The organism is Pseudomonas sp. LBUM1670 (assembly GCF_059695695.1).
Genome location: NZ_CP166783.1, coordinates 733,528 through 747,680 on the forward strand (window position 1 = coordinate 733,528; position 14,153 = coordinate 747,680).

Annotated in this window: 14 protein-coding genes and 1 pseudogene; 6 read left to right on the plus strand and 9 right to left on the minus strand. The window is 60.7% G+C overall.

The window, feature by feature from the left end; genetic code table 11:
- Window positions 1–308: 308 nt before the first annotated feature.
- Window positions 309–1,202, plus strand: a complete 894-nt coding sequence (locus ACA073_RS03315; RefSeq protein WP_461952003.1) for a PA4780 family RIO1-like protein kinase — start codon at window positions 309–311, stop codon at window positions 1,200–1,202.
- A 603-nt stretch (window positions 1,203–1,805) separates the two neighbouring features.
- A complete protein-coding gene (locus ACA073_RS03320) occupies window positions 1,806–3,023 on the plus strand; it encodes an MFS transporter (RefSeq protein WP_497401625.1) in 1,218 nt (405 codons plus the stop codon).
- Here ACA073_RS03320 and cueR read toward each other — a convergent pair.
- The 3 genes from cueR to ACA073_RS03335 form a co-directional block, all read right to left on the minus strand.
- Window positions 2,977–3,390, minus strand: coding sequence for a Cu(I)-responsive transcriptional regulator (cueR, locus tag ACA073_RS03325; RefSeq protein WP_497401627.1), 414 nt, complete (start codon window positions 3,388–3,390; stop codon window positions 2,977–2,979). The two genes, ACA073_RS03320 and cueR, sit on opposite strands and share 47 nt — an antisense overlap.
- Window positions 3,387–5,780, minus strand: a complete 2,394-nt coding sequence (locus ACA073_RS03330; protein ID WP_497401628.1) for a heavy metal translocating P-type ATPase — start codon at window positions 5,778–5,780, stop codon at window positions 3,387–3,389. Before ACA073_RS03330 ends, cueR begins: the two co-directional genes overlap by 4 nt.
- Before the next feature lie 192 nt (window positions 5,781–5,972).
- Entirely contained in the window at window positions 5,973–6,356 is a 384-nt protein-coding gene (locus tag ACA073_RS03335; RefSeq protein WP_497401629.1) for a hypothetical protein, read from the minus strand.
- 147 nt (window positions 6,357–6,503) lie between these two features.
- On the opposite strand from ACA073_RS03335, the gene ACA073_RS03340 reads away from it, so the two are divergent.
- Window positions 6,504–6,701 (plus strand): cation transporter, encoded by a 198-nt coding sequence (locus ACA073_RS03340; RefSeq protein WP_497401631.1) that lies wholly within the window; start codon window positions 6,504–6,506, stop codon window positions 6,699–6,701.
- Window positions 6,702–6,922: 221 nt separating this feature from the next.
- On the plus strand, window positions 6,923–8,119 hold the full coding sequence (locus tag ACA073_RS03345; RefSeq protein WP_497401632.1) for a multidrug effflux MFS transporter: 1,197 nt from the start codon (window positions 6,923–6,925) through the stop codon (window positions 8,117–8,119).
- An 8-nt stretch (window positions 8,120–8,127) separates the two neighbouring features.
- On the opposite strand, the gene ACA073_RS03350 is transcribed toward ACA073_RS03345, so the two are convergent.
- The 3 genes from ACA073_RS03350 to ACA073_RS03360 all read right to left on the minus strand — a co-directional run bounded on the left by ACA073_RS03350 (window position 8,128) and on the right by ACA073_RS03360 (window position 9,772).
- Window positions 8,128–8,298, minus strand: a complete 171-nt coding sequence (locus tag ACA073_RS03350) for a hypothetical protein (protein WP_191623755.1) — start codon at window positions 8,296–8,298, stop codon at window positions 8,128–8,130.
- A gap of 134 nt (window positions 8,299–8,432) precedes the next feature.
- Window positions 8,433–9,446, minus strand: a complete 1,014-nt coding sequence (locus tag ACA073_RS03355) for a zinc-binding alcohol dehydrogenase family protein (RefSeq protein WP_497401634.1) — start codon at window positions 9,444–9,446, stop codon at window positions 8,433–8,435.
- Window positions 9,447–9,478: 32 nt separating this feature from the next.
- On the minus strand, window positions 9,479–9,772 hold the full coding sequence (locus tag ACA073_RS03360) for a putative quinol monooxygenase (protein ID WP_497401635.1): 294 nt from the start codon (window positions 9,770–9,772) through the stop codon (window positions 9,479–9,481).
- 117 nt (window positions 9,773–9,889) lie between these two features.
- Here ACA073_RS03360 and vimR point away from each other — a divergent pair, with 117 nt between their 5' ends.
- Together vimR and ACA073_RS03370 are read left to right on the plus strand one after the other, a co-directional pair.
- Window positions 9,890–10,819, plus strand: coding sequence for a transcription regulator VimR (gene vimR, locus ACA073_RS03365; protein ID WP_497401637.1), 930 nt, complete (start codon window positions 9,890–9,892; stop codon window positions 10,817–10,819).
- Between the two features lie 316 nt (window positions 10,820–11,135).
- Window positions 11,136–11,870: an ArsR/SmtB family transcription factor gene (locus tag ACA073_RS03370; protein ID WP_497401638.1), complete on the plus strand. Its 735-nt coding sequence runs from the start codon at window positions 11,136–11,138 to the stop codon at window positions 11,868–11,870.
- Window positions 11,871–12,023: 153 nt separating this feature from the next.
- On the opposite strand, the gene ACA073_RS03375 is transcribed toward ACA073_RS03370, so the two are convergent.
- The 3 genes and pseudogenes from ACA073_RS03375 to ACA073_RS03385 form a co-directional block, all read right to left on the minus strand.
- The gene (locus tag ACA073_RS03375; protein ID WP_497401640.1) at window positions 12,024–12,977 is read right to left on the minus strand and encodes an adenosine deaminase; all 954 of its coding nucleotides are present in this window, start codon (window positions 12,975–12,977) and stop codon (window positions 12,024–12,026) included.
- A gap of 81 nt (window positions 12,978–13,058) precedes the next feature.
- Window positions 13,059–14,024 (minus strand): isopenicillin N synthase family dioxygenase, encoded by a 966-nt coding sequence (locus ACA073_RS03380; RefSeq protein WP_497401642.1) that lies wholly within the window; start codon window positions 14,022–14,024, stop codon window positions 13,059–13,061.
- Between the two features lie 33 nt (window positions 14,025–14,057).
- A pseudogene (locus ACA073_RS03385) lies at window positions 14,058–14,144 on the minus strand (metal ABC transporter ATP-binding protein); the annotation flags it as partial.
- Window positions 14,145–14,153: the final 9 nt, after the last annotated feature.

The following is a 14,153-nucleotide window of genomic DNA, read 5'->3' on the forward strand; positions in this document are numbered from 1 at the left end:
CTTTGCTACTGATGAATTCGGCCGCTGGCGAAGGAAATTGAGGGTTGTTGAAAAAAATCCTGCGAACGGGAGGGGCCGGTATGTCGGATTCTGTCGCAAATCCCCTCGCATCCTGCTCCAACAAGCGCTGCCGGCTCGGCTATGATCCTTGGCGGTCGATGAACGTCGACGGTTTTGCCGGGTTTTTTCGGCACATTGTGTGCATCCACAACGTTCATAGGTCGGCAACCCCTCCCCGGAACGAGTGGATTGCCGTATAACGAATGACTTTCGCGTGTTTGGTAATAAAGGACCCACAATAAAAGCTGATGAAGACTCCAAAACGCATTGAACCCCTGATCGAGGACGGTCTGGTCGACGAGGTGCTGCGCCCACTCATGAGTGGTAAAGAAGCAGCTGTTTATGTGGTGCGCTGCGGTAACCAGTTACGTTGCGCGAAGGTCTACAAGGAGGCGAATAAACGCAGTTTCCGTCAGGCGGCCGAGTATCAGGAAGGCCGCAAGGTGCGCAACAGCCGTCAGGCCCGTGCGATGGCCAAAGGCTCCAAGTTCGGCAAGAAAGAAACCGAAGACGCCTGGCAGAACGCCGAAGTGGCGGCGTTGTTCCGTCTGGCCGGCGCAGGTGTTCGGGTCCCTCAGCCTTACGACTTCCTTGAAGGCGTGCTGTTGATGGAACTGGTGGCCGACGAGTACGGCGATGCCGCGCCGCGTCTGAACGACGTGGTGCTGGAGCCGGACCAAGCGCGCGAATATCACGCGTTCCTGATTTCGCAGATCGTGCTGATGTTGTGTACCGGTCTGGTGCACGGTGACCTGTCCGAGTTCAACGTACTGTTGACCCCGACCGGCCCGGTCATCATCGACTTGCCGCAAGCAGTGGACGCGGCGGGCAACAACCACGCGTTCAGCATGCTGGAGCGGGACGTGGGCAACATGGCGTCCTACTTCGGACGGTTTGCCCCGGAGCTGAAAAAGACCAGGTACGCCAAGGAAATGTGGGCGTTGTACGAAGCCGGCACCTTGCACCCGGCCAGTGTCTTGACCGGCGAGTTCGACGAACCGGAAGAGTTGGCCGACGTCGGTGGGATCATGCGCGAAATCGAGGCCGCACGCCTCGATGAAGAGCGCAAGCAAGCGATCCGCGCGGCAGATGACGCGCCTCCGAGCAAAACCGAAGAACCGCCTCCACCCTGGATGCAGTGATCGGCTAACGAAAAACCCGGCTTCGGCCGGGTTTTTTGTGGATCTTTCTCGGTCTCCAAACACTGGAGATCCAATGTGGGAGCGGGCTTGCTCGCGAAGAGGCCCTCACCTTCAACATCAATGCCGCCTGACACACCGCTTTCGCGAGCAAGCCCGCTCCCACATTTGCTCTGCGTCTTCACAAGAATTGAGCTGACCACCGATTACTGTGGGAGCGGGCTTGCTCGCGAAGAGACCCTCACCTTCAACATCAATGTCGCCTGACACACCGCTTTCGCGAGCAAGCCCGCTCCCACATTTGCTCTGCGTCTTTACAAGAATTGAGCTGACCACCGATTACTGTGGGAGCGGGCTTGCTCGCGAAGAGGCCCTCACCTTCAACATCAATGTCGCCTGACACACCGCTTTCGCGAGCAAGCCCGCTCCCACATTTGCTCTGCGTCTTCACAAGAATTGAGTTCACCACCGATTACTGTGGGAGCGGGCTTGCTCGCGAAGAGACCCTCACCTTCAACATCAATGTCGCCTGACACACCGCTTTCGCGAGCAAGCCCGCTCCCACATACTGCGGCACTCGTTGCACCCCACACTCAAGGACTGAATGTGAACACCTCCACCCGCAACGCCCAACTGATCATTGCCGCCCGTCTGATCTCGGACTTTGGCGCGTTTCTCAACATGGTTGCCCTGGCCACCTACGTCTACCTGCTCAGCAACAGCGCCATGAGTGTCGGCATCTTCCTCGCCAGCCGTGTGGGCGGTGGGATTTTTGCCAGCCTTATCGGCACGACGTTTTATCGCCGCTGGGCCGGGCGTCTGCCGCTGATTGCCTTCGACCTGCTGCGCGCTGGATTGCTGGGCCTGCTGCTGGTGTTGCCGGTTACCCAACAAGCATTGCTTTTACCGGTCATCGCTTTCGGCCTGGGCTTCGGCAACTCAATGTTCGCCATCGGCCTCAACAGTCAGCTGCCGCACTTGATTGAGGGCGATCAATTGCTCAAGACCAACGCCTGGATCACCTCGGCATCGTCCGCAGCAATGGTCGGCGGAAGTCTGGTGGCCGGGTTGTTGGTGGCAGCGTTTGGCTTTGAAACGGTCTTCGCGCTGAACGTGGTCACCTACCTGCTGGCCGCGTTGTTCATTCTGCCGCTGCGGTTTGCCGGACCGACACCCAGCGCCGAGTCCGATCATGAACGAGGTGAATGGTCAGCCCTGCGCCAGGGGCTGCGCACGACGCCGGTGGTGGCGGCGATGCTCGCGATCACGATGGCCGATACCTTGGGCAGCGCCGCACACAACGTGGGTTTGCCGATCATCTCAAAACTGCTGACACCGGAATCAGCCAGCACCACGCTGGGCTTGGCGCTGGCGGTATGGGCCTGCGGAAAACTCATTGGCGCGCGGATCGCCAGCCGCCTGAAAGGCTCGGACAACGTGAACCTGGAGCGGCGGTTTTTCTTCGGTGTCCTGCTGATGTCCTGCGGCTTCATCCTGATGTTCCAGCAACAGACCCTCTACGGTTTGCTGCTGTTCTCACTGCCGGCAGGGCTGGGCGACGGCTTCTCTGAAGTCGGCCTGATGTCGCGCCTGCAACGGGAACCGGACAATCTGCGCCTGCCGATTTTCAGCTTCCTGACCTTGCTGCAAATGACCGGGTTCGGCATCGGCATGCTGATCGCCGCGCCGTTCTATTCATGGTGGACGCCCGGCGCGGTAGTCCTGTTGTTCCACGGCATTCCCCTCACCACATTGCTGGTGGTGAAGGGACTCGCGATCAGGGGCGAGCGGGGTCGGCGCAGCAACCCGACTCAAGATTTTTGAGGATCGGGCAATCCGGACGGTGATCGCCGTGGCAGTGCTCGACCAGGTCCTGCAGCGTGTCGCGCAACTGGCCGAGTTCGAGGATTTTCTGGTTGAGCTCGTCGATGTGCTGACGAGCCAGCGCCTTCACATCGGCACTGGCGCGCTGACGGTCCTGCCAGAGTGTCAGCAGTTTGCCGACCTCCTCCAGTGAAAACCCCAAGTCCCGCGAACGCTTGATAAACGCCAGCGTGTGCAAGTCGTCATCGCCGTATACCCGGTAACCGCTGTCGGTGCGATGGGCCGGCCTGAGCAAACCGATGGTCTCGTAATAACGGATCATCTTCGCGCTCAGGCCACTTTGCCGGGCTGCTTGGCCGATGTTCATCGGTTGTCCTCCAGATCCTTGGGTTTCCAGGTTTTCAACAGTAGCGCATTGCTCACCACGCTGACGCTCGACAACGCCATGGCCGCGCCGGCCAGCACCGGGTTGAGGAAACCGAACGCGGCCAACGGAATGCCGATCAGGTTATAGACGAAGGCCCAGGACAGGTTCTGACGAATTTTCGTGTAGGTCTTGCGGCTGATCTCCAGCGCCGCCGGCACCAGTCGAGGATCGCCGCGCATCAGGGTGATGCCGGCCGCGTGCATAGCGACGTCGGTGCCGCCGCCCATGGCGATGCCGATGTCCGCGGCGGCGAGGGCCGGGGCGTCGTTGATGCCGTCGCCGACCATCGCCACCACGCCGGTTTTCTTCAGTTCGGCGACGGTGGCGGCTTTGTCGGCCGGCAGCACTTCGGCGTGAACATCTTTGATCCCGAGCGCCTCGGCGACCACTTTGGCACTGCCGCGATTGTCGCCGGTGAGCAGATGGCTGCTGATGCTGCGGGCGCTGAGTTGTTGCACCGCTTGCAGCGCGCCGGGTTTGAGGGTGTCACCGAAGGCGAACAGGCCCAGAACGGTCGGTTGCGGACGTTGCTCGATCAACCAGGACAGGGTCCGGCCTTCGGTTTCCCACGCAGTTGACGAGTCAGCCAAAGGACCGGCGCTTAATCCGCTTTCTTCCAACAAGCGCCGATTGCCCAACGCCAACCGCCGACCCTCGAGCGTGCCCGCGATGCCACGCCCCGTCAGCGATTGACTGTCGCTGACATCCGCCACGGTCAACCCGCGTTCGGCGCACGCATCAAGAACCGCCTTGGCCAGTGGGTGTTCACTGCCACGTTGCAGGGCACCGGCCAATTGCAGAAGAGTGGCTTCGTCTCCGTCGATGGCACTCAGATGGGCGATGCGCGGCGCACCCGAAGTCAGCGTGCCGGTTTTGTCGAAGACCACGGCGCTGACTTCATGGGCGCGTTCCAGTGCCTCGGCGTCCTTGATCAGAATGCCGTAGCGCGCCGCCACACCGGTGCCGGCCATGATCGCTGTTGGCGTTGCGAGCCCGAGAGCGCATGGGCAAGCGATCACCAATACCGCGACGGCGTTGATCAGCGCCGTTTCCATCGGCGCGCCGTACAGCCACCAACCGATCAGGGTCGCCAATGCAATCAGCAGAACCGTCGGCACAAATACCTGGCTGACTTTATCCACCAGTTTCTGGATCGGCGCTTTTGCGGCTTGCGCGTCTTCCACCAGACGGATGATCCGCGCCAACACCGTTTCCGCGCCCAAGGCCTGGGTGCGAACCAGCAACCGGCCTTCACCATTGATTGCGCCGCCGGTGACCTTGTCGCCGGGCTGTTTCGGCACGGGCAGGCTCTCGCCACTGATCAGCGCTTCGTCGGCGTGGCTCTGGCCTTCGACCACTTCGCCGTCCACCGGAAAGCGTTCGCCGGGTTTGACCAGCACCCGATCATTGAGGCGCAAGGCGCTGATGGCGACGTCCTGTTCACGGCCGTCGATCACTTGAATCGCCCGCTCCGGACGCAACGCTTCGAGGGCGCGGATAGCGCTGGCGGTCTGGCGTTTGGCGCGGCTTTCGAGGTATTTGCCCAGCAGCACCAACGCAATCACGACCGCAGAAGCTTCGAAATACAGATGAGGCATGCGCCCGGCAGCGGTGGCCCATTCGTAGAGGCTCAAGCCATAACCGGCGCTGGTGCCGAGGGCGACCAACAGGTCCATGTTGCCGGCGCCGGCGCGCACTGCTTTCCATGCGGCCACATAAAAACGGGCACCGAAGATGAATTGTACCGGCGTGGCCAACGCGAATTGCACCCACGCCGGGAGCATCCAGTGCACGCCGAACGGTTGCAGGAGCATAGGCAACACCAGCGGCAAGGCGAGGGTGATCGCCATGATCAATACCCAGCGTTCACGGTGCAGACGCTGTTGTTGAGTGTCGGTTTGTGGGTGCTCGATTTTCCAGACACTGGCGTTGTAGCCCGCCTTGGTCACTGCGCCGATCAGGGTTTGCGGATCGATCTGCCCGAGCAGTTCGAGGTGGGCACGTTCGTTGGCCAGGTTGACGCTGACGCTCTTGACCCCCGGCACTTTGGCCAGCGCCCGCTCGACCCGACCGACGCAGGACGCGCAGGTCATGCCGTCGATGCTCAATTCCAGACTCTGCTGCGGCACGCTGTAACCGGCTTGCTGCACCGCATCCATCAACGCCGGCAGGCTGTCGCTGGGCGCCTGAACCCTAGCCTGCTCGGTGGCCAGGTTGACGCTGACGGCGGAGGCACCGATGACTTTGCTCAAGGCACGCTCGACGCGCCCGGCGCAACTGGCGCAGGTCATGCCGGCAATCGGCAGATCGAAAGTGGTGGATTCGGACATCGGTCACGCTCCCTGTAGAAGATGCCTACAGGATCAACCTTGCCATGCTGGCAAGGTCAAGCGCCAATCTTCAATTCCCAAAGCGCAAAAATGTGGGAGCGGGCTTGCTCGCGAAAGCGGTCTGCCAGTCGACATAATCGTTGCCTGACACACCGCCTTCGCGAGCAAGCCCGCTCCCACACTGGATTTTTATCAGTATTCGAGGGAAGCAGGCTTCAGATACATCCCTTCCTGCGTCATCGCGATCCGGAACTTCAACACATCCCCGGCCTTGAGCGTGATGGTCTGCGACCCCGGCGCCAGCATCCCCGGATTGCAGCCCGGCGCCTGGCCCGGCAGCAGTTTCAGGCGCAGGGAAACATTGCCCGGCGGCAGGTTGAATGAGGTGCTTTGCTCCTGAAACAGCCGCGCCGACAGTTGATCCTGGAGGTACACGCCGATTTCGCAGTTGGTCGACACTTCCAGGCGCTCGCGGGAAATGATCAGCACGCCGTAATCCTCCCCGGCAGCATTGACCGAGGGCAGGGCGGCGAAAAGGCTGAGGAAGCCAAACAGGCTGAGAGCTGACCAGCGCATGGCTGAATCTCCTGAGGTCGAGTCATTAATGCACGCAGCTTGGCCGAGCGCGACGCCGATTGCCAGCCCGGCAGATCACTTCAGAACTTGACCTTGCCATGGTGGCAAGCTCGAGACTGCTCCCAATCTCACTAAAGGAGTCATTCCATGCAAGTGTTCAATGTTCAAGGCATGTCCTGCGGCCACTGCGTCAAAGCCATCACTCAAGCCCTGCAAGCGAAGGATCCCGCGGCCAGCGTGCGGGTTGATCTGGCGGCAAGGGAAGTCGGCGTAGAGAGTGCGTTGACGGTGGATCAAGTGATCGCAGTAATCAGCGAAGAAGGCTACGAAGTGAAAGTCGCCTGAAGGCGACACGCAAATCCCTGTGGGAGCGGGCTTGCTCGCGAAAGCGGTGTGTCATTCAGCAATGATGTCGACTGATACTCCGCTTTCGCGAGCAAGCCCGCTCCCACATTTGCACTGCATTCATCTTGGGTTTTTAATAGTTAGCGAGCTATCGGAATGTTCAAGGCGTCCCTGCGCGGCTAGACTGTGGAGCCGCCGACCTCAGTCCCACTGGATACCCGATGAACTTTCGTACCATTTTGATTCTTGGCGCCCTCAGCGCTTTTGGCCCGCTGGCGATCGATTTCTATCTGCCGGCGTTCCCGGCCATGGCGCTGGCATTCGGCACCGATGAACAACACGTTCAGCTGACACTGGCGACGTATTTCCTGGGTTTGTCCATTGGTCAGCTGATGTACGGCCCAGTGGCGGATCGGTTTGGCCGGCGCGTTCCGGTGCTGACAGGCGTCGGTCTGTTCACCGCCGCTTCTTTGGCGTGCGCCTATGCGCCGAACCTTGAATGGCTGCTCGGCGCGCGTTTTGTCCAGGCGCTGGGCGGTTGCGCGGGGATGGTGATTGCGCGGGCGATCGTCAGTGACAAATGCGATGCGGTGGGTTCGGCCAAAGTCTTTTCCCAGCTGATGCTGGTCATGGGCCTGGCACCGATTCTCGCGCCGATGCTCGGTGGGTTGCTGGTCAACACCACGGGCTGGCAGTCGATCTTCCTGGTGCTGACCGGTTTCAGTGCATTGGCGGGGTTGGCCGTGGCGCTCGGATTGCCGGAAAGCATGCCCGCTCACGTGCCACGTCAACCGCTGTCGGGTGCGTTGCGTCAGTACGGTCGCCTGCTGTCGGACCCTGTGTACCTCGGCCACGCCCTCACCGGTGGCATCGCCATCGCCGGGATGTTTGCCTACATCGCCGGTTCGCCATTCGTTTTCATCAAGCTCTACGGCGTACCGGCCGAGCATTTCGGCTGGTTGTTCGGCACCAATGCCGCGGGTTTCATTCTGGTGGCGCAGGTCAACGCGCGGCTGCTGGCCAAGCGTGGCCCCGCGTTTTTACTGGCGCGTACCGTGTGGATTTACCTGGCGGCCGGTCTGACGCTGCTGGCCGTCAGTTCGCTGCACACCGAGCAGTTGTGGCCGCTGCTGATTCCGCTGTTTATCTGCATCGCCAGCCTCGGTTGCATCCTCCCCAACGCTTCGGCCTGTGCCATGAGCGGGCAGGGCACCCGCGCCGGGAGTGCGTCGGCGATGCTCGGGTGCCTGCAATTCAGCGTCGCCGCCGGGGCTGCGTCGCTGGTGGGTATTTTGTACGACGGCAGCGCCGTGCCGATGGCCATGGTCATCAGCCTGTGCGCAATTCTGGTGGTGAGCGTGGCGATGCTCACCCGGCGTTTGCAAAATGCCCGGGCGTTGGTACAAGCCCAGGTGTGAGGAAGGTCTCAGCCGGCAGCGCGTTGCTGCTGGGCGGGAATCTGATGAGGGGCGAGCAATCGTGCTTCAAGGGTCCGGGTGAAAGCGCGAGCTTCGGCTTCGCTACGGAACGTCACCGCGTGTTGGTCCAGCCGGACCTGCCACTGGGATTTTGCCAATTCTTTTATCAGGATCTTCATTGCTGACCTCCTCGGTTAAAAGATTGCATCGCAGAGTTCTGGATTGTAGACCTGAATACGATCGTAATTATGACAACGGTCAACCTTCGGACTGACGGTGTCGTCCCTTTGGACGACACTTGTATCAATGTATTTCAGAAACCTTCCAGCACAATCTTGCCCTTGGACTTGCCGCTCTCCAGCAACTCATGCGCACGACGCAAATTCGCCGCATTGATGGTTCCGAAATGCTCGCCCACCGTGGTTTTCAGTGTTCCGGCGTCGACCAGCCCGGCCACGCGGTTGAGCAATTTATGTTGCTCGATCATGTCCGCCGTTTCGAACAGCGAGCGGGTGTACATGAACTCCCAGTGCAGCGACAGGCTCTTGCGTTTGAGCTTGGTCACGTCCAGCGCTTTCGGATCATCGATCAGCGCGAGTTTGCCTTGTGGCGCCAAGGCCTCGACCAATTGATCGAGGTGCTGATCGGTCTGGGTCAGACTGGCGACGTGGGTCACCTGCGCGACGCCTGCGCGTTTCATTTCTTCGCTCAGCGGCTGGCTGTGATCGATCACCAGGTCGGCGCCCAGCTCACGCACCCAGCTCTGGGTTTGCGCACGGGAAGCGGTGCCGATGACTTTCAGTCCGGTGAGCTGCCTGGCCAGTTGCGTCAGGATTGAACCGACACCGCCGGCCGCACCGACGATCAGCAGGCTCTGGCCTTCATCGGTGTTGCCTTCGCGCACTTGCAGGCGTTCGAAAAGCAATTCCCACGCGGTAATGGCGGTCAGGGGCAGCGCGGCCGCTTCGGCAAAACCGAGGGTTTTCGGCATATGGCCGACGATCCGCTCGTCCACCACGTGCAGCTCGCTGTTGCCGCCGGCGCGGGCAATGGAACCGGCATAGAACACCTTGTCGCCGGTCTTGAACAACGTCACTTCGCTGCCGACGGCCTTGACCACACCGGCTACGTCCCAGCCCAGCACTTTTGCCGCGCCGCCTTCCGGCTGGACGTTCTGGCGGACTTTGGTGTCGACCGGGTTGACCGAGATGGCTTTGACTTCCACCAGCAGATCACGCGGGCCGGCGACCGGCTCTGGCAGCTCGATGTCTTGCAGGGATTTCTCGTCGCTGATCGGCAACGAGGCGTAGTAGGCAATGGCTTTCATGAGGGCTTTCCGAACAGTAATAGAAGAAGGGATCAAGCCACGGGGCGCAGGCGCTTCAGATCGAAGTGCTCGAGAAAGTCGCCGGCCTTCGCACGAAAGTTCTGGATGTGCGCGCTGGCGTCATGGGCTTGCAGCGCTTCGTCGCTGCTCCATTGTTCAATCATGTAGAAGGCCAGCGGATTGGCGAGGTCCTGATGCAGGTCGTATTGACCGCACCCGACTTCGGCGCGGGTCGGCTCCAGCAGTGCGCGCAAGTGTTGTTCGAGCGCGTCCTGTTGGCCGGCTTTGGCGATCAGGGTGGCAATGGCGGTAAAAGGCTGGGACATGGTCGACTCCGGAAGCGGGTTGATTTCGTGCGACAGATGATTGGCTATTTCTCTGCAAGATAAAACCCGCTAAAAGAGCAGTCTCTTTCAATATTTTTTTGATAATAGAGGCTGAAAATGCTGCGTTTCGATGACTTGCAGTTGTTCGTCCGGGCGGCGGACCTGGGCAGTCTGTCAGCGGCGGCGCGGGGAATGGACATGTCGGCGGCGGTGGCCAGTGCGGCGTTGAAGCGCATCGAGCAGCAACTCGGCGCCCGGTTACTCGCCCGTTCCACGCGCAGCTTGCGCCTGACCGCCGAGGGCGAAGGGTTTCTTGAGTACGCCCGGGCCGCGCTGAGCAACCTCGACGAGGGCCGTCGTTTGTTGGCCAGCGGTCAGGACCAGGTCAGCGGGGTGTTGCAGCTGTCGGCACCATCGGATTTCGGTCGCAACCTGCTGCTGCCCTGGCTGGACGAGTTCCAGCGTGAACACCCGAAACTCACGGTGCGCTTGCTGCTGGGCGACCGCATCGCCGACCTGTTCCGCCAACCGGTCGACATTGCCCTGCGCTACGGTGAGCCGGAAGACTCGAGCCTGGTGGCGCTGCCCATCGCCCCGCACAATCGCCGCGTGCTGTGTGCCGCCCCGAGCTACCTGGCCCGGCATGGCGAGCCGAGGCAACTGGAGCAATTGGCGCTGCACAATTGCCTGCTGTTCATGCTCGGCAGTCGGGTTCACGATCACTGGAGTTTTCACGACGGCAAACGCGAAGTCAGCCTGACCGTCAGCGGTGATCGCTTCAGTGACGATGCCGATGTGGTGCGTTTGTGGGCCGTGGCGGGTGCCGGGATCGCCTACAAGTCCTGGCTCGATGTCGCCGCCGATGTGTTGGCCGGTCGCCTGAAAGTGCTGATGCCGGAGCTGCTCTGTGAGCGTGCACCGCTGAATTTGCTGTGCGCCCATCGCGCACAATTGAGTAAGCCAGTGAACCTTTTGCGGGAAATGCTTGCCAGCCGATGTACTGCATTAGGCAGTCAATTTCCCGGGTTGGCGGGTGTCGATCATTAGTCGCAGGCAAATAGCGAAATTTCCCTCAGGATCAATCACCACCAATGGTTTCCGGGGGGCAGGAACCGACGGACAACGCGCTTATACTAGCGCTCGCCTCATGTACGCACCGTCGCTCTCGCCATGGCGAGTCCGCGTTCGAGTCGGTCAGGTTCCACCGTCAATCGCCGGCCTTTGCAAGGTCATCAAAGCAATGGCTTGTGTGAGTGGATGGCTTTGCCCGGGTTATGGCGGTTTCCACGTCTTGGCCGACGACACATTACTGGTCAAGATGTCTCCGAGCAGTAGACGAAACGATTCAACAGGGAGTGAATACATGGAACATGCACCTTGCATCAGCCAGATCGCCACGTTGCTGGCTGACCCAAAGCGCAGCGCAATGATGTGGGCCTTGATGGACGGCGCTGCGCGGCAGACCGAAGAGCTGGCATTGCTGGCCCGCCTGTCGCCGTCTTCGGCCAGCGCACACCTGGGGCGTTTGTCCGCCGGAGGTCTGTTGAAAGTCGAAACCCGCGGCCGCAAGCGATTCTTCCGGCTGGCCGCCCCCGAAGTCGGGGCCGCGATAGAAGCGCTGGCCAGTGCGACGATCGCCAGCACACCTCGGGACATTCCCGATATTTTCAAACGCACCCCTGCCATCCCCAAACGTCAGGCCGCGCCCTCGTCTTTGTTGCGCGCCCGGCTCTGCGACGACCATTTAGGCGGCACGTTGGCCGCCGATCTTTACCAGCGCTTGCTGGATGCGGGCTGGATCGAACAGTTCGATCATCGGGTGTCGATCACGCACAAGGGCGCCACGCAACTGGCGACACGCGGCGTTTTCGTCCAGGCGCTGGCGCAGAGCACCAGCCGAGCCGCCTGTGCCTGTCCCGACTGGAGCGAAAGACGTCCGCACATGGGCGGTTCACTGGGCGCGGCGTTGCTGCAATTGTTCATGCAGTCCGGCTGGCTGAGCTTGCCGAACGATTCGCGAGCCTTGCACGTCACCGAGACGGGGCAGCGTGAAATCCACCGGTTCGCCAAGGAGACCGAGCTGGAAATGGCGTTGTAGACAAATCGTAGGGAGATGGATAGCACTGTCCAATGTGGGAGCCAATGTGGGAGCGGGCTTGCTCGCGAAGGCGGAGTGTCAGTCGACATCAATATTGACTGAAACAACGCCTTCGCGAGCAAGCCCGCTCCCACAGTGTTATTGCGGTGTGGCTTAGGGTTTTACCAACCTGGCATCCAGGCTGTTCTGCGCCAGACGTCTGGCCTGATCCTGGGTCATGCCCAGATCGGTGTGCAGCGCGTGGAAGTTCTCGGTCACATACCCGCCGAAGTACGCCGGGTCATCCGAGTTCACGGTGACTTTCACGCCGCGTTCAAGCATGTCGAGAATGTTGTGCTGGGACATGTGATCGAACACGCAGAGCTTGGTGTTCGACAACGGGCACACAGTCAACGGGATCTGCTCGTCAATGATCCGCTGCATCAGACGCTCGTCTTCGATGGCGCGCACGCCATGGTCGATACGCTGGATTTTCAGCAGGTCGAGGGCTTCCCAGATGTACTCCGGCGGGCCTTCTTCACCGGCGTGGGCAACGGTCAGGAAACCTTCGTGACGGGCACGATCAAACACACGCTGGAACTTGCTCGGCGGGTGACCCATTTCCGAGCTGTCCAGGCCGACGGCCACAAACGCATCGCGGAACGGTAGCGCCTGGTCGAGGGTCTTCTGCGCTTCGTCTTCGCTCAAGTGACGCAGGAAACTCAGGATCAAACCGCTGGTGATGCCCAGTTGCTGCTCGCCATCCTTCAACGCGGCGGCGATGCCGTTAAGCACCACTTCGAACGGGATGCCACGGTCGGTGTGGGTCTGCGGGTCGAAGAACGGTTCGGTGTGAATCACGTTCTGCGCCTTGCAACGCAACAGGTACGCCCAGGTCAGGTCGTAGAAATCCTGGGAGGTGCGCAGCACATCGGCGCCCTGGTAATACAGGTCGAGAAACTCTTGCAGGTTGTTGAAGGCGTACGCCTTGCGCAGGGTTTCGACATCGCTCCACGGCAGGGCGATCCTGTTGCGTTCGGCCAGGGCGAACAGCAGCTCGGGTTCCAGCGAGCCCTCGAGGTGCAGGTGCAGTTCTGCCTTGGGCAGGGCGTTCAGCCAATCGTACATTGTTGAAATCTCATCAGGTGCAATGACGGCATTCTACAGATGCTCGCTGCAACAATTGGTAAAACCTGACCAAGCGGTTCATCAAATCTCTTCCTGCTCCCGCCGATAAGCATACGTATCGGCAAAGCGCGAAAGCAGGAACTCGGCGCAGGTAGTGGCCGGGTATTTCGCCGGATGCATTTCATTCTGACAACCAGGCAGGCATTCGATGTGCGTGTCGGGATGCGGCTCGGCGAAGAACGGCATCGAGTATCGATCGACGCCCAGCGGGCTGATCACCCGGTGCGGCGTCGACCGGTAACGGTCGTTGCTCCAGCGCGCCATCATGTCGCCGAGGTTGACCACGAACGTGCCTTCGATCGGCCGTGCTTCGATCCATTCGCCTTGCACGTTGCGTACTTGCAAACCACCCGCGGAGTCTTGATACAACAACGTGATGCAGCCGTAATCGGTATGCGCGCCGGCACCTTGTTGATCTTCGGAACTGGCGGTATGGCGCGGCGGGTAGTGGATCATTCGCAGCACGCTGACCGGGTCTTTGAAGCGCTCGTCGAAGAAGTCGCGTTCGATGTTCAGCGCCATTGTCATCGCGCGCAACAGGGTTTGGGCCAGCGCCTGCATGTCGATGTAATGCTGCTCCATCAACGCTTCCCAGCCGGGCATCGACGGATGACGGTTGGGGCCACGCAACGGTTTTTCCGCGAGCACTTCAGGGTGTTCGGCCGGCAGGTGCAGGCCCATGTCGAAGGTTTCTTTCAGGTCGCTGGGTTTGCTCGGGTCGAGTTGTTCGGTGGCGATGGCGCCGTAGCCGCGATGGTGTCGGGTTTGGGTGATGTCGATCTTGAGTTTTTCAGCGGTGGGCAGGGCGAAGAAACGTTGGGCGTGGTCGAGCACGGCGTCGATGCGCTCGACGGAAACCGGATGGCCCTTGATATAGAAAAAGCCCCACTCGCGGCAGGCGTGGTCGATTTGCGTAGCGACTGATTGCCAGGCGGTTTGGTCGTCGGTGTACAGCGGGGCAATGTCGATGATGGGGAGTTGATTCATGCGCAATCCTCAAGAACGCTGAAGATCAAAATGTGGGAGCGGGCTTGCTCGCGAATGCGGTGTGTCATTCAATGATGATGTCGACTGAAACACCGCTTTCGCGAGCAAGCCCGCTCCCACAGGTTTGTG